General features: G+C 33.5%; 15 protein-coding genes and 2 tRNA genes. 10 read left to right on the forward strand and 7 right to left on the reverse strand.

The features are described from left to right. The first annotated feature begins 43 nt into the window (after positions 1 to 43). From mtxX to J2T59_RS01685, 4 genes are all read left to right on the forward strand, one after another. Positions 44 to 874, forward strand: a complete 831-nt coding sequence (gene mtxX / locus J2T59_RS01670; RefSeq protein WP_259133576.1) for a methanogenesis marker protein Mmp4/MtxX — start codon at positions 44 to 46, stop codon at positions 872 to 874. Positions 875 to 908: 34 nt separating this feature from the next. Next, complete coding sequence (locus J2T59_RS01675) at positions 909 to 1,502, forward strand: tetrahydromethanopterin S-methyltransferase subunit A (RefSeq protein ID WP_259133372.1); 594 nt, start codon at positions 909 to 911, stop codon at positions 1,500 to 1,502. A gap of 16 nt (positions 1,503 to 1,518) precedes the next feature. Further along, positions 1,519 to 2,451, forward strand: coding sequence for a tetrahydromethanopterin S-methyltransferase subunit H (mtrH, locus tag J2T59_RS01680; protein ID WP_259133373.1), 933 nt, complete (start codon positions 1,519 to 1,521; stop codon positions 2,449 to 2,451). Positions 2,452 to 2,567: 116 nt separating this feature from the next. Next, positions 2,568 to 3,311 carry a CopG family ribbon-helix-helix protein gene (locus tag J2T59_RS01685; protein ID WP_259133374.1) on the forward strand — a complete coding sequence of 248 codons (744 nt, stop codon included), beginning with the start codon at positions 2,568 to 2,570 and terminating at the stop codon, positions 3,309 to 3,311. Between the two features lie 223 nt (positions 3,312 to 3,534). Here J2T59_RS01685 and ilvD read toward each other — a convergent pair whose 3' ends face one another. After that, a complete protein-coding gene (gene ilvD / locus J2T59_RS01690) occupies positions 3,535 to 5,199 on the reverse strand; it encodes a dihydroxy-acid dehydratase (RefSeq protein ID WP_259133375.1) in 1,665 nt (554 codons plus the stop codon). Positions 5,200 to 5,329: 130 nt separating this feature from the next. Here ilvD and J2T59_RS01695 point away from each other — a divergent pair, with 130 nt between their 5' ends. Next, the gene (locus J2T59_RS01695; protein WP_259133377.1) at positions 5,330 to 7,015 is read left to right on the forward strand and encodes a radical SAM protein; all 1,686 of its coding nucleotides are present in this window, start codon (positions 5,330 to 5,332) and stop codon (positions 7,013 to 7,015) included. On the opposite strand, the gene J2T59_RS01700 is transcribed toward J2T59_RS01695, so the two are convergent. Both J2T59_RS01700 and J2T59_RS01705 read right to left on the reverse strand, forming a co-directional pair. After that, on the reverse strand, positions 7,007 to 8,032 hold the full coding sequence (locus tag J2T59_RS01700; protein ID WP_259133379.1) for a lysylphosphatidylglycerol synthase transmembrane domain-containing protein: 1,026 nt from the start codon (positions 8,030 to 8,032) through the stop codon (positions 7,007 to 7,009). The two genes, J2T59_RS01695 and J2T59_RS01700, sit on opposite strands and share 9 nt — an antisense overlap. Before the next feature lie 38 nt (positions 8,033 to 8,070). Then, entirely contained in the window at positions 8,071 to 9,249 is a 1,179-nt protein-coding gene (locus J2T59_RS01705; protein ID WP_259133382.1) for a nucleotidyltransferase family protein, read from the reverse strand. Positions 9,250 to 9,699: 450 nt separating this feature from the next. On the opposite strand from J2T59_RS01705, the gene J2T59_RS01710 reads away from it, so the two are divergent. After that, positions 9,700 to 10,611 carry a mechanosensitive ion channel family protein gene (locus tag J2T59_RS01710; RefSeq protein ID WP_259133384.1) on the forward strand — a complete coding sequence of 304 codons (912 nt, stop codon included), beginning with the start codon at positions 9,700 to 9,702 and terminating at the stop codon, positions 10,609 to 10,611. 387 nt (positions 10,612 to 10,998) lie between these two features. On the opposite strand, the gene J2T59_RS01715 is transcribed toward J2T59_RS01710, so the two are convergent. Further along, positions 10,999 to 11,103, reverse strand: a tRNA-Ala gene (locus tag J2T59_RS01715). Between the two features lie 157 nt (positions 11,104 to 11,260). Here J2T59_RS01715 and J2T59_RS01720 point away from each other — a divergent pair. The 4 genes from J2T59_RS01720 to J2T59_RS01735 all read left to right on the forward strand — a co-directional run bounded on the left by J2T59_RS01720 (position 11,261) and on the right by J2T59_RS01735 (position 13,624). Continuing rightward, positions 11,261 to 11,334, forward strand: a tRNA-Ile gene (locus tag J2T59_RS01720). Positions 11,335 to 11,498: 164 nt separating this feature from the next. Beyond that, positions 11,499 to 11,873, forward strand: coding sequence for an MreA family transcriptional regulator (mreA, locus tag J2T59_RS01725; RefSeq protein WP_259133386.1), 375 nt, complete (start codon positions 11,499 to 11,501; stop codon positions 11,871 to 11,873). A 275-nt stretch (positions 11,874 to 12,148) separates the two neighbouring features. Further along, positions 12,149 to 13,390, forward strand: coding sequence for a 3-isopropylmalate dehydratase large subunit (locus J2T59_RS01730; RefSeq protein ID WP_310572647.1), 1,242 nt, complete (start codon positions 12,149 to 12,151; stop codon positions 13,388 to 13,390). A 21-nt stretch (positions 13,391 to 13,411) separates the two neighbouring features. Further along, positions 13,412 to 13,624: a DUF8180 domain-containing protein gene (locus J2T59_RS01735; RefSeq protein ID WP_259133388.1), complete on the forward strand. Its 213-nt coding sequence runs from the start codon at positions 13,412 to 13,414 to the stop codon at positions 13,622 to 13,624. 9 nt (positions 13,625 to 13,633) lie between these two features. Here J2T59_RS01735 and J2T59_RS01740 read toward each other — a convergent pair whose 3' ends face one another. From J2T59_RS01740 to J2T59_RS01750, 3 genes are all read right to left on the reverse strand, one after another. Further along, on the reverse strand, positions 13,634 to 14,275 hold the full coding sequence (locus J2T59_RS01740) for a hypothetical protein (RefSeq protein WP_259133390.1): 642 nt from the start codon (positions 14,273 to 14,275) through the stop codon (positions 13,634 to 13,636). Between the two features lie 84 nt (positions 14,276 to 14,359). Beyond that, a complete protein-coding gene (gene hmgA, locus J2T59_RS01745) occupies positions 14,360 to 15,607 on the reverse strand; it encodes a hydroxymethylglutaryl-CoA reductase (NADPH) (RefSeq protein WP_259133392.1) in 1,248 nt (415 codons plus the stop codon). Positions 15,608 to 15,666: 59 nt separating this feature from the next. Beyond that, a complete protein-coding gene (locus J2T59_RS01750) occupies positions 15,667 to 16,032 on the reverse strand; it encodes a DsrE family protein (protein ID WP_259133393.1) in 366 nt (121 codons plus the stop codon). Between the last annotated feature and the right edge of the window lie 125 nt (positions 16,033 to 16,157).

Raw genomic sequence — 16,157 nt, forward strand, 5'->3', positions numbered from 1 at the left:
GTTTGCATTTAATTCTTTTTCAAGTAACAGTCGAGGAGACGCTATGGACTCACAAAATAATGAGCTCTTAGAACGAATTCAAAAAGAAGCATTAAAGAACAAGGCTAGAGTTGCAATCGGTATCAGAAACCCGACATCTAAAATGATTTCAAGCATAAACCTAGCTCAGAAGCAAGGGTATGCAGATGTAGTAATAGTTGGGAATAAGAAACAAATTGAACCTTTCGCTCCTATTTCTCGCATATTTGATACCAATGACCCTGAACAAGAATTAGGAAAACTATTAGCTGCTAAAAAAGTTGATGCAGCAGTAAGAGGAACTGCAAATGCTTCCGATACATTAAAAGTAGTGAAATCAGAATTAAAAATTGATAAATTACATAGGATAGCACTCCTTGTAACTTCTTCTGGTAAATTTTTCTTTTTAGCACCCGTTGGAATTGACGAATTTGGAAGCCTTGCAGATAGAATTGAATTTATAGTCAGCGGAACAAAGCTTATTAAAAGATTTGATATCGAGCCGAGAGTAGGAATTTTATCAGGAGGCAGAATGGGAGATCTTGGAAGAGATCCAGTTGTTGACAGAACATTAGCAGATGGAGAATTTCTGCTCAACCAAATAAGATCTAAAGGAATTAAAGCTGAGCACTATACCATTCTAATTGAGGATGCTATAAAAGAAAGTAACTTTATTTTTGCACCCGATGGTATTTCTGGTAATCTTATATTCAGAACACTCGTATTTTTAGGTAGTGGTGATGGAATAGGAGCTCCAATCCTAAATGAAGAACATATTTTCGTAGATACATCAAGAGTAGGTGGACATTATACAAAGGCAATAACACTTGCTAGTGCATTAGTTAAATTTACTTGACTTTATTTGTAAAAAATAAAAATTAGAGGATAAGATGGACAATATAGCTGAAAACTGGCCACCTTTCAAAGGTGATTATATCATTGGTGATCCTGAGTCATGTATTGCAGTTGTTACTCTCGCTAGTTCAATCGAAACATGTGATGAGGCAGCTATCTGGGGAACCTGTAAAACAGAAAATTTGGGTGTTGAAAAGGTAGTCACCAATGTAATATCAAACTCAAATATAAGGTACATTCTTTTATGTGGTGGAGAATCTAGAGGTCACTTATCAGGAAAATCTTTAATTTCATTACATGAAAATGGAATAGATAATAATGGAAGAATCATTGGTTCAGAAGGAGCAATACCATTTATTGAAAATATTCCTGAAAGTGCTATCAAAAGGTTCCAAGAACAAGTTGATATCGTTGATATGACTGGAATAACAGATACAGAAAAAATTCATAGATTAGTTCATGAGTACTACAGAAAAAACGGACCATATGAGGAAAATCCCTACATACTTCAAAAAAATAATAAAAAACCAGCTAAAACTATAAAAGCAGGTTCTTCTGCAGATATAATTATAAGTGAAGAATTTGGCATAGATTCGGTCACAGGTTCCATATTTAAAATTAATGTATAAATTATGAGGATTAATAATGTTCAGATTTCAAAAAGATCAAACAATTTGCAACATTGCGGGAACTAAAGTAGGTGGACAGCCTGGAGAACTCCCAAGTGTTATTGCTGGAACTATATTTTACAAAGGTCACAAGATTGTTAGTGATCCAACAAAGGGCTTGTTCGATAAGAGCTCTGCTGAAGAGTTAATTAACATTCAGCAACAAGGTTCAGATGAAACTAAAATACCTTCTATCATACATATATACGCAGAATCATCTGAAAGTATTATACGATATATTGATTTTATTGACAATATTTCTGATGTACCTTTCATTGTTGATTCCTCGGAACCAGATGTTAGAATAAATGCTTCTAAGCATGTTACAGAAACTGGACTGGCTGATAGAGCAATCTATAATTCTTTGAATATGAGCACTGAATATGAAGAAATTGAAGCCTTGAAAATTTCAGATGTTGATAGTGCGATTATTTTAGGTTTTAATGCAGTAGATTCGTCATTAGACGGTAGAATAAGTTTATTGGATAATGGTGGTAATTTACTAGATAAAGGACTAATAGATGTAGCTGAAGAATGTGGGATCCGAAATAAATTAATTGATCCTAGTATTACTCCTATGGGAAACGGTGCTGGAATAGCTCTTCGAATGTCAATTGTATCAAAAGCTAAGTGGGGACTCCCTGTTGGCTCAGGAATACATAATGCACCATCATCCTGGAAATGGTTACAAGAAAAGAAAAAAGAAGATTACCTAAAATATAAAATATGCGATATTGGATCAGTTAGTATGCAAGTTGTAGCGGCAGGAGATTATGTATTATATGGCCCCATAGAAAATTCACCTTATGTGTTTCCCATTGTCTCAATGGCTGACATCATGGTACGTGAATCGGTAGATGATCTGGGTATTGAATCCTCTTTAATGCACCCAATAAATTATCTAGTATAAAATAGTAAATCCATGTATTAAAACAGCTATTTGTAGAGGAATAATTTAAAACACCTATACCTATTAATAAAAAGAATATGTTCGAACTGTATGATTTATTCATTAAAGACCTTTAAATGATCAACATGAAAAGATTAACTATAAGTCTACCAGATGATTTATTTGAAAAACTAAATGAAATAGAAAACAAAAGCCATTTTGTAAGAGAATTAATAGAAAATCATCTAAATTCAGCTGAGCCTATGGAAACACAGTCTTCTCTTGTTGAAGATAATAATAGCAAAGACTTTGAAAATAACAAAGACCTTTCTACTCTTTTCGATGAATTAAATGTTATCACAAAAAAAATTGAAGTTTTAGAAACCACTGTTTTTAACCTAGATCAAAAAATAAATATTCAAAATGCTAATGAATTAGAACAAAAGGTATTCAGAGATGAAACTCAAGAATGTCAAATTGATGAAAATAAGGATACCATTGATACCATTAATTACGAAAACTTCAATTTAATCCATTGTCCAAAGGATAAAGATTTTTTGATTGCTGATATTGGTGATAATCAACCAATAAGTAATAGTCTATCAATTGAAAATAAAACATTTTACCATCATGATGAAAGCTCTTTACTCAAAGATGATGAGAACTTTTTTAACAATAGCCCACAAAACTCTAATTCATTGAAGAAGAATTTGCTTGCATATATCCCAATTAGATCAACTATAAAAAAAGATGTTGTTACAAACTTACTCGCGAAAAAGTATAATGTTGAGCTGATCGAAGAACAACTTGAACATTTACATGAGTCAGGTCAAATCAATAAAATCCAAGAAGATGGTATCACTTACTTATCTCGAGCTTGATTGTTGAGCAATAGTCCAAAGTCTCATATATTCTTACCTTTCATGCATAATTTACATAATCCAGTATTATTCTCCAAACAACTACTACATACCAAGCTACCACATATTATGCAGGTATAAAGTTTAGTATTTCTGTTACATGCAGTACATAATCCTATAAATTCCAAATTAAAACATCCTTCTAATAGTAAAAATAAAAAATATAAGTGATTTTTTTATTCCCTCAATCAAATACACCACCTTTATTTGCAGGACCGGCAAATCTCTGATACCTAGATAGGTATCCTTTTATTTCCTTTTTGGGTGGATGTGTCAACGACTTTTTCCTTGATTCTAGTTCTTCTTCACTTATATTTAAGTTTAAAATTCTCTTAGGAATATTAATCTCTATTTCATCACCTGTTTTTACAAGAGCAATAGGGCCTCCATCAATAGCTTCTGGGCAAACATGTCCAATACATGGGCCTCTAGTACCTCCAGAAAACCTTCCATCAGTTATCAAAGAAACAGAATCAATTAGACCAAGTCCAGCTATTGCAGATGTTGGTGATAGCATCTCTCTCATTCCAGGTCCACCTTTAGGCCCTTCATACCGTATTACTACAACATCATTCTCTTGGATCTTACCATCCATGATACCTTTCATTGCATCCTCTTCGCTGTTGTATACTTTAGCTTTTCCTGTATGCACTAGTATTTTATCACTAACGGCTGATTGTTTTACAACAGCACCTTCTGGTGCAAGTGTACCTTTTAGGATAGCAATACCGCCTTCTGCATGAACGGGATTCTCTAAAGATGATATTACTCTTTGGTTTGTTTTTGGATTAGCGATTATAAGTTGTTTAAGATTTTCTTTGACCGTCTTTCCAGTTACAGTTTTGGCATCCATATCCAATAAAGGCTCAAGTTGTTTAATTATAGCTTGGACTCCCCCAGCACGGTCAAAGTCAAGCATTAGGTCTTCTCCACCTGGTCTAAGAGATACTAAATGAGGTGTTGTCTTGCTGAGTTCATCAAATAACTCTAAAGGTAGCTCCATTCCAAACTCTTTTGCAATAGCAGGTAAATGCAAGGTCGTATTAGTACTTCCTCCAATAGCCATATCGATCTTTATTGAATTTTCTATTGATTCGGGTGAGATTATTTTACTTGGTGTTAGATTTTCATGTACCATCTCCACAATTCTTTCACCAGATTCTTTAGCATAACGTATTTTTTTAGCATCAACTGCGTGTGCTGTAGCACATCCAGGTAAGCATAACCCTAGTGCTTCAGTAAGACAAGCCATAGTATTTGCAGTAAATAAGCCTGCACATGATCCTGCTCCCCCACAAGATAGTGTTTCTATTAAATGAAACTCTTCCTCACTAATCTTACCATTTCTGAATTCACCAATGCCTTCAAAAACCGAGACTAGATCTCTATTTTTATCATCTGAAAAGCCAGGTAGCATAGGTCCACCTGTAACAACAATCGTAGGTATGTCAAGTCTACCAGCGGCCATTAAATGACCAGGCACAATTTTATCGCATGTAGGAATCAATACCATGGCATCAAGCTGATGAGCCTGAACCATTAGTTCAATTGAATCCTCTATAGCTTCTCTACTTGGAAGTGAATATTTCATTCCTTCATGTCCCATAGCCAAACCATCACATATACCTATTGTATTAAATTCAAAAGGTACCCCTCCTGCAGACCTTATCCCTGCTTTTACTCCTTCAGCGAGTTTATCAAGGTGTATATGTCCTGGAACGATTTCATTCCAAGAGTTTACTACTGCTATGAAGGGTTTTTTGATTTCAGAGTCTGTAAGTCCAGCTGCCTTTAACAAAGAACGATGAGGTGCCTTTTCGACACCTTTTTTAATACTATCACTTCTCATAAAATAAAACACCTAATAGTTAAATATTAATCAAAATATAAGAACACTTTTATTGATGTAAACCACGAGTAAATATACCTTGATTAAAGATATACTACTTCAATATAAGACTAGCAAATAAAATGATAAAATGAAAGTGATGATAATTGATGGATATGTTGACGAGCCTGCTTGCCTTGGAGTAGATCCATACATTTCACCTTATCCAAGATATATAGCTGGTGCACTCATTGACGCAGGTTTATCTAAAAACAGCATAAATTATACTACAATAGATCATTTAAGAGTTTATCCTGAAAATACAAAAGATTGGATTGTGAATTCAGATATCTTGATAATAATTGCAGGTTCAACAGTCCCGGGAAAATACCTTAATGCAACCCCAATAAGTGAAAACGAAATACGTTCATTATTTAGAGCATCAAAAGGAATCAAATTATTAGGTGGCCCTGTGCACTTGGGTCTTAGTAAAGAAGGTGGAAGCGTAGCCAAAAGCATAGATGTTGAAACTGATAATTTTTTACTGGTAAAGGGCGATATAGAAGCATTTGTCTTCGATTTGATAAAATACGAAACTAAGAATGAAATTTCTAATATTGATTTTAGGTTGCGTACCAATGAAGAAATTAGTAGATGGAGTTGCATAGGTGCATATCTGCCAATCTTACACCCCAAATTCCCTCACATTGTTGCGGAGATAGAAACATATCGAGGGTGTGCAAGGAAATCCTATTGTGATTTTTGTACTGAACATTTCTATGGTGAACCTTATTTTAGACAAATAGAAGATGTTGTTTCAGAGATCAAAAGTTTATATGAACAAGGTACTTTGCATTTTAGATTAGGTCGTCAACCCGATCTATTTGGTTACCATGCACGTGAAACCAGTGAAAGAATGCCAAAACCACAACCTGAAATGATCAATAAATTATATAAGGGCATACGTAGCGTAGCCCCTAAATTAAAAACACTACATATGGACAATGTCAATCCAGCAACTATAGCACAATATCCAGATGAATCTCTAGAAATCATGAAAACAATAATTCAGTATCATACACCGGGTGACGTAGCTGCTATTGGAATGGAAAGTGCAGATCCAGTTGTGATTAAAGCAAATAATCTGAAAGCAGATCCAGATGATGTTTTTTTTGCTATAAAGTTAATTAACAGTGTTGGAAAAATAAGAGGTTACAATGGATTACCTGAATTTTTACCTGGACTAAACATAGTACATGGATTAGCAGGAGAATCAAAAAAAACATTTCAACTTAATTATGAGTTCTTGCAGAGAGTCCTTGAAAATGATTATTACCTAAGACGGATCAATATAAGACAAGTAATTGCTTTTCCTGGAACTCCAATCTACAATAAAAAGAAAAAACTCAATAAAAACAAGAAACTTTTCATGCAATATAAAGAACGTATTAGAAACAAAATTGATTTACCAATGTTAAAAAAAGTTGTGCCTGCAGGAACCATTTTAAAAGATGTCATATGCGAAGAATCCCATGATAACTTTACTTTGGCCAGGCAGCTTGGGACATATCCCCTTATTGTAAAGATTCCAATAAAATATCCTGTTGGAAAAGTACTGGATGTAACTATTTTTTCTCACAAACCAAGGGCACTACATGGATTACCCTATCCACTAAATGTAAATAGATCAACTCTGAACCTAATTAGAAAAATTCCAGGTGTTACTGAGAAACAAGCTATAAATATTACTTCCAGTAGACCATACACCAGCAAAAACGATCTATTGCGGAAAATAGGGGAAGATCATAATGACTTCATTAAATACATATCAATCTAATATTCTATTAATTATATCCATGTCTTTTAATATTTTTATACTTACAAACCCACCTATAACTATGTTTAGATAATATGTAATTGATCTCCAAGCAATAACAACAAGTCCCAGCATTGGTGAAGGAACAAAAAGTGCAAAGATAGGTGTTGCACCTAACTCAACAATACCACTTGAGCCGGGAGTTATCGCTGCAATCGAGATCAAAGTGATTAATATCTGAGCCGAGTATGCTGCTATTACAGATGGATTTAGATTTAAACCTAGCAATATCAAAGGTAATATCGAGAACTGTACTAGCCAATAAAATATAGTAAAACAAATCCCATAAATTAAACCAATTTTTCCATCTGTTAAGAATAAAGAAATACTGTTATGGAAATTATCAAGCTCTGAATCAATTTTAGATAAGATTCCAGTCATCTTGTCCGCAGTTTTACCTATAGTTTTTCCAATTTTATTAGCAATAAAGTGGACAACGTTTCGTGTATGGTCAGGACGCCAAAGAGCATAAATCAATATCATTATGATAAATATAGAAAACAATATCGGATATATTAAAAAGGCATTCATTCCAGATGATGAAAGTAAATCACCAAAGATATATAGAGCAAAAGGTAAAGTAAGCACAATGAAGAAGGCATCCAGCAACCTTTCAGCCAACACAATAGCTGTTGATTTGCCTAAAGGAATATTGTGCTTGTTAAGTAAATGAATCCTAACAGGCTCACCACCTGCTGAAGAAGGTGTGAAAGTGGCTGCAAAAGCACCTGACGTTATTATTTCAGTTGCTTTTAAACTACTTATATCATAGTTTAAAGCAGAACACATGAACTTTGTCCGAAGTCCCCATATAAAGTAAGAAAAAATATGAACAGCAATAGCTAAAATAAGATACTGGGGTTGAACATAAAGCAAATGTTGAAAAGTAGTTGCATCAACTGTGATAATTAAGATAAACAAAATTGCTATAATACTTATAATAAAAGATGCAAGCAAAAATTTTGTGAATTTGTTCATTGAACAAATAATTATGTTAAAGTTGATATATAGTTTTTTCAAGATCCATCTTGTGATGTTTCATAATCCATATTTATTATATCTTCTTTAACATTCATATTTTCCTCGATTGTAACATCAGGCCAAACTTTAATTTCAGAATGAATTGTAGACCCTTGACCAATTAAAACATTAGGTCCAATAACAGTACCATTTTCAATACTGCAATTATCACCAATATTTGTGTTATTATCAATAATCGAACCTGAAAGGTTACAATTATTTCCAATTTTGATATGATTAAATATATAAGATGAGAGTATTCTACTATTGTTCATGATATTACAATTAGAACCAATGGTAGTATAAGGACCAATCAAAACATTATCTCCAATTACTGTATTTTCTCCAATTACAAGCGGTCCAACAAGTGCAGAATTATATCCTACCGAAACATTGTTCCCAATTTTCAAAGGACCGTTTATACGCGACTTTGTTGCCCTAAAGCTCCCTTCTATTTGTGTTTCAGGTAAACCTTCAAGCATCCATCTCTGAGCCTGCCTGTAAGCTGCTGGATTACCTACATCTGTCCATTGACCCCTTACAAGCATTCCATTAATGAATTTTCCTTTTCCAAGAATGTCTGGAAAAACATCTTTTGCAAAATCATATCTTTTACCGCTTGGTATCCACTCAAATATTTCAGGGTCACACATATAGATACCAGTACTTGCAAGATTACTAAATATCTCGCCTGGGCCAGGTTTTTCTAAGAACCTTTTTATACGGTTATTTACATCCATATCAGCTATACCAAACTCCCGTGGGTCATCTATTGAAAGGAGACCAATTGTAACTATACCATCGTTTATCTTATGGAATCTATACATTTCACGAAGATCTAAGTTTAGAACATGATCTCCCCCTAAAACAATAAATGGCTCATCAGAGAGATATTTTTCAGCGTTTTTCACACTACCTGCAGTTCCAAGCTTTTTATCCTCATATACATAATCAATATGCACACCAAACATACGGCCATCGCCTAGATATTCCTCTATCTTTTCAGCCATATAACCTACCGTAATTACAATATCATTAAAACCTTCTTTTTCTAAATGTTCAACCAAGTGAGCAACAGATGGTTTGTTTAGTATAGGAATATTTGGTTTAGGTCTTCCAAAAGTCAATGGTCTCAACCTTGTACCGGCCCCACCACACATAATACAAGCTTTCATACTTCTATAATCATCTTTATTAATTTATATTGTTTTCTGATAATGAATAAATAGATTATAAGTCTGTTATTTGTAAAAAACATATTTAGAATGAAATTTTAATTATTATTGGACATTAGATACTAGCTTGATGCTGAAGTGGTTTTAATTAAAAAATTTTTCTAACTTGATATTGCATTTATCTAACAACTGCTAAAAAGAATTATATAGCTAGCTCATATAAAACTGCTAGTTCTTAAAATAATTTATACCTAGATACTTTACACTTTATACTAGACTCAGAATACTTTTTTCTTATAATGAATTCAAATGAATGGTTCGCATTTTTATTTAACTCTTCAAATCAATATAGACTTATTTATAGGGCTAAAAAAGCCGTCAATTTTTCAGATTTGAGTACAAAATTACTCTATAGAATGAAAAAAAATTAATTTGTGGGGTTGGATAAATATGACCGTAATGGATAGTTTAATGGCTACGCTAGATCAATTTATAGCAGTTATCCCTATATTGGTTGCTGTTATTGTTTTGTTGCTTGTAGGATGGATAGCAGGAAGATCCTTGGGTAAAATTGGATCTAAATTATTTACTAAAGTTGGGCTTGTAAATATGATTGATAAAACATCTTTAGGAGATGTGATAAGTAAAGCAGGGACTACATCGGCTGATTTTTTTGGTGGCATTATTCGGTGGTTTGTCTACATTGTTTTTGCTGCAATAATCATAGACTTTCTCAATATAGTAGTGGTTGCGGATTTCATAACAACAGTACTCATGTATGTACCAGTTATAGTTGCAGCACTTTTGGTGCTAGTGATAGGATTGATTGTTGTTGATTTTATTGCAAATACTGGTCATAAGCTCCTCGATGCTACAGGAATCAATGAAAAAATTGACAACAGTGCTATAGGAGGACCAATTAAAGCTACAAATACAACTGCTGCAGGACTAATTGCTGCTTTGATAAAGGTTTTTGGTTATTTGATATTTATAATTGCAGCACTTAACATTCTTCAGTTAACTCTGATAACAAATTTCTTGATAGCAATCGCAGCATATCTACCCCGTGTGATACTTGGTGTTTTGATATTAGTTATAGGTATAGTATCTGTTGATTTTTTCATGAGATATATACAAAATGTTATCACTGAAATGAATGTAGAGGTTGCGAATTTCATAACACCACTAGTCAGAGGTTTCTTGTTCCTGGTTGTGATTCTCATTGCATTGGATACCATGCTAATCGAAACAGGAATATTGTATGCATTCCTAATGCCGCTTGGATGGGGTATTGCAATAGTTGTGGCTTTTAGGTGGGGAGTAAAAGATGCACTCGTCGCATATGCAGAAAGTCGAAAATGAGGGAGTGCACTCTCCCACATCTTCACCTTCAGAAATAACCCTATTTTTTGTACCGTCTTTTTTTAGAACAATGAATTTCAACAGTGTATATATTTAAATTCTATACTATTCAGAATCTATTTATCCGTATTGTAGCTCATAATAGATAACACAATTATTCTGTAGAGTTACTTATGTAAATAACAATTCCAAAAGAGAACAAAACTTATCCTACATTTCTAACTAAAACATTCCAGAAGCTATTTAGGTTCAAGCTTGAACAACCAGAGTTTGGACAAAATCTTTCTTAAATTTCATAGTTAATCGAATTTGATCCACCTAGATGTGAGTAAAATCCACACCTCAAAAATAAAAAATACTATTTAACAGATATAATTTTTAAAATAATGGACCGGTCGGGATTTGAACCCGAGGCCTCTACCATTTTGGATGTTCCACATTTAATTGGAGAACAATTGCCAAGGTAGCGATCTTCCCCTGATCTACCGGCCCATGTTAGAGATTTGTATTGTAGAGGTTATTATGTTTGATAAAACTATCGATATTTAACAGTTTCATGCACAAACGACCATAACAAATCGAAATCTTAAAGTAGGAGTAAGCTTATGGAAGTGTCGCTTTAATAACTAAAATTAAAGACAATCCAAATGGGCCCGTAGCTTAGCTTGGTGGAGCGCACGGCTGATAACCGTGAGGTCCTGCGTTCGAATCGCAGCGGGCCCATCAAACAAAACAAACTCTTTTTCCAGTTTTTACACTTTTTGGTTTGATAAGTTCATCCCATGTTTAAATATAGTATACATATATAATAGTAAAACCATAAAGCTTATAAGTAACATAAAATCTTAGTCTTATTATATTTTAATAGTAATAACAATGGTGATTATGTGAGAGAGCAATATGAATCAGTACTGGGTGATACTGAGTATGAAATGGTAGAACTTTTAAGAAAACTCAACTTAACACGTCCAATAGCTTTAAGCCTTGTTTGTTTAGCTACTAAAAATGAAATTACATCAAGAGAAATTGAAATGATATCAAATCTACGCCAACCTGAAGTAAGTATCGCAATGCGTTACTTAAAAAAGAATTCATGGGTTGAGATAAAAGAAGAGAAAAAAAGTCTTGGAAAAGGAAGGCCAATAAAGCTCTACAAACTGACAGTTCCGCTAGAAAACATAATTCAATCTATTGAACATGAGATAATTACAGAAAAAGAATGTGTCCTTGAAGATATACAAAGACTAAAAGAATTAACATAATCAATTTAAAATTAAATATTAAGTCCTGAGCTATAAGCAACAGGTACACAATATTAGTTAAATTATTACTTAAGTGAATAAAATCGTTATATCACTACTCTACAAATGAAATTTTAAATTATAATAAATTACATGAGCTCTCAGCATAATGTAAAACTTTAGTTAAAATACTAATTAATTAGATAACTTACAGGCATTAAAAGTTATCTTACTTTTTATAGCATAAAAATACCTAATACCACCATGTACTGAAATTGATTTTTAAGAGGGATTTTTTGGGAACTATAAGCGAAAAAATACTTAGCAATGCATCAGGGAATGAAGTTCATGCAAATGATTTTGTTATAGCGAATGTAGATTATGCAATGGCTCATGATGGTACCAGCATACTTGCAGTCAAGGCATTTAGAGAAATGGAAATTGAAAACGTTTGGAACCCCGATAAGATAATAATTCCCTTTGATCACCTAGCTCCTGCTAATAGTGATGGTACTGCTACATTACAAAAAGATATTCGTAATTGGATCCATAAGCAGAATATAAATAATTTTTATGATGTAGGTGAAGGCATATGTCATCAAGTTCTACCTGAAAAAGGTTTTGCAAGACCTGGTAAATTGATAGTAGGTGCCGATTCACACTCTTGTACATATGGCGCTTTTGGAGCTTTTGGGACTGGTGTAGGAGCAACTGACATGGCTGAAATATTTGCAACGGGAAAGCTCTGGTTCAAGGTTCCAGAAACCATCAAAGTTAATGTAACTGGTAAATTACAAGATAAAGTATATCCAAAAGACCTTACATTAAAAATAATTGACCGGATTCGATCAGATGGTGCTACATATAAGTCTTTAGAATTTTATGGGAATAGCATCAAAAATCTAACTATGTCTGGTAGAATGACATTATGCAATATGGCTATAGAAATGGGTGGAAAAGCTGGAATAGTACCCCCCGATAAGACCACTGATAATTATTTGAATAGTTTAGGTATTACAGACTATGAGCCAGTTTATGCTGATCCTGATGCATCATATGAAAGCACTGTAGATCTCAATATAAATGATCTAGAACCACAAGTATCAAGACCCCATGAGGTGGATAATGTTTGTGGTGTTTCTGAAATCGAAGGTACTAAAATCGACCAGGTTTTCATAGGAACATGCACTAATGGTAGGTTAGAAGACTTAGATGCTGTAGCTTCTATCCTAAAAAATGAAAATGTAAATGTACGTACAATTGTTATTCCCGCATCAAGGAATGTATTAATTGAAGCTACAAGAAATGGTTCAGTTGAAACACTACTAGAAGCAGGTGCCACGATAGCTACACCAGGTTGTGGACCGTGTTTGGGTGGACATATGGGAGTGATTGGAGAAGGGGAAGTTTGTATTTCTACAGCCAATAGAAATTTTAAAGGAAGAATGGGAAAAGGAGGATACGTCTATCTAGCCTCACCTGCTACTGCTGCAGCTTCTGCAATCAATGGTGAAATTACAGACCCAAGAAGAGTTTGACCAGAGGAGGAATTAAAATTTATGAATAAAGAGTTAGATAAAAAAAATTTAGTACACTTATTAGATCATTGGATTGAACATAATGAGCAACATGTTACCAGTTTCAACGATTGGATATCAAAAATAGAAGAAGCTGGATTTAAAGACGTTGCTGAAGAGATAAAGGCAGCTTCAAAAAGTATGGAAACATGTACAATGTATTTACATAAAGCAAAAGAAAAAATAGATGAGTAATCAAAGTATCTATTCTTGAGATCTTTTCGACATTCTCAGGTTAGTAAATGCACTCCATGTATCACATAATGGTTTTGTCACATAAATGGTAGCAACATCTTTGTTGAAAATATTTGACGTATTGTCATAAGTTTCATGAGTTTGTGGAGCTCTAATGATATAAGCATTTGCTTTAAATCCACTAACTACATCTTCATTTAAACCATTAATAATTGATTCAGATTCCAATCTTATATGTAAATTATACCACTTTTTTTCTTTACAATTGGATGGAACATCCTCTAGTGTATAAATCAATAGCTTATTCCCTAATGCTTGTAAATTAAATATTTCACCAAATTCATAATCACAATCAAATTCTATGAATACATAAGATTTTGAATAAGCATTTTTTTTTATCTCTTCAAAATCATCTGATGAAAATACACATTCATCTACAATGAAATTAGTGTCTAAGTACTGAGCTATACTTAAAGCTGTAGCAGCTCTGCTATTTTCATCTAACCCCGTAATCAAAATACTAATATTTTCTTTAGTACAATCAACTACTTTTTTTAATCCAGATAAAAAATCTGATGTACTGCCTAAAAACAACTTTAACTCTTGAGTGTCTTCAGTTTTAGATTTATTTTTTGTCAGCCAATCCCCCAATGTTTACTAGCCTAATTATAGAATATTAATACATTATAACATTTAAAGAAATCGTTTTCCAAAAAATGTTCTGTTTCATAAAAATCATCTACCTAAAGCTGCATGTGCTTTGGCTAAGTGCCCAGCTGCCTGAGCTCCAATTAAAGATATTTCTCCCGCTAAAACAGATGCTGTTACAATCTCAGCTAACTTTTTTGAATTATTTCCGGGAATTTGCCCACCACCTTCAATTCCCAAAAGATTCAAGCAGTCTGATTGGGTTTCTACAGATGTGCCTCCTCCGACAGTACCAACAGAAACTGCAGGCATGGTAACAGTAGCATAAAGATTACCATGACTATCAACATCCATTGTAGTTATGCAATAACTTCCTTCAACAACGTGGGCAGGATCCTGACCACATGCAATATATAGTGCAGCAACCACATTGGCTGCATGCGCATTGAAACCAAGGGAACCAGCCCTAGCAGATCCCAAAAGGTTTTTTCGATAATTTACTTCCACCATCTCTTCGGGAGTACATTTTAGTTTTCTGACCACAGTTTCACGAGAAATGGTTATCTCTGAAACAACTGTTTTCCCACGGCCATTTATAGACGAAATTGCTGCTGGTTTCTTATCAGTACACATATTACCTGATAAAGATATTATTTTGACATCAAACATTTCAGATATAAGTTCAGCAATTGATTCTGTGGCAAGGGTAACCATATTCATACCCATTGCATCTTTTGTATCAAATGAAAATCTAACGTAGACAGTATTTCCCAGAATATATGGTTCTATACCAACTAGTTCACCAAAGCGAGTTACCTCTTTAATCTTTTCTTTCATTAGTTCCCTTGAAGAAGCTTTTTCTAACCAGTCTACAAAATCTTTAGCTTCATACAGATTTTTAAATTTAAATACAGGTGCACGTGTCATTTCATTCTTGAATATTTTAACATTGGTTCCATTAGATTCTGTTATAACAGAAGTCCCTCTGTTAACACTAGCAACCAAAGCTCCTTCGGTAGTAGCTAATGGGATATAGAAAGAGCCTTGAGCATGATCCCCATTTATTTTTAGGGGTCCTGCAACACCTAAAGGAACCTGCACAACACCTATCATGTTTTCAATATTCTTTTGAACTACGGATGTAATATCAATTGAGTAATTTTGAATTTGATTAAATTCAATACCCATAACTTTTTCAACCGCATTTCTTCTGATTCTAATAGCGGATTCTTGAGATTCAGCAAGTTCTGAAGCTTTTCTGATGGATAAGCCATCATGAATAACCTTATCTACAATTTCCTTTTCATATGATGATAATTCATTCTTAGAATCCATTAGTACGTCCACCAATTAAAAATTGTAATGATTAAATTTCTTTTTTAATAAATAAAACTTCAAAATGTTAATATGAGATTATTATTTTCATGATACTCTAAAAACAAGTCGGCTAGTTCATGAGAAGGTACTATTTCTATCCCTTTAATCAACTCTTCCTGTTTTAATCCAACCATGGAAGCTGCAAGATCGCAACACTTTATTTCAACACCTATATCTATACATTCACTGATCTTTTCATCATATGAAGGAGCACCATGCTTATTTTTCTTGCCAAATATTGCACCCATTGGCCCAAATAATACCACAGTTACATCAATTCCTTTTTTTTGATAATATCTTGCCATCCGGATTATCTCTTGAGGAGATGTACTCTCATAAACCATATTTTTCAGGATAAGAAGTACCTTACTAATGTTTCCCATAATACCACCATTAACTCATAAATTTTTTATTTCGATTCCGATAATCCTGCTTATATTTAAAGGTTGACATATAATGTGAAACTTATTCCATTTTTTAAACCTAAACCATTTGATATGACCTTATT

The organism is Methanosalsum natronophilum (assembly GCF_024808815.1).
GTDB classification, from domain to species: domain Archaea; phylum Halobacteriota; class Methanosarcinia; order Methanosarcinales; family Methanosarcinaceae; genus Methanosalsum; species Methanosalsum natronophilum.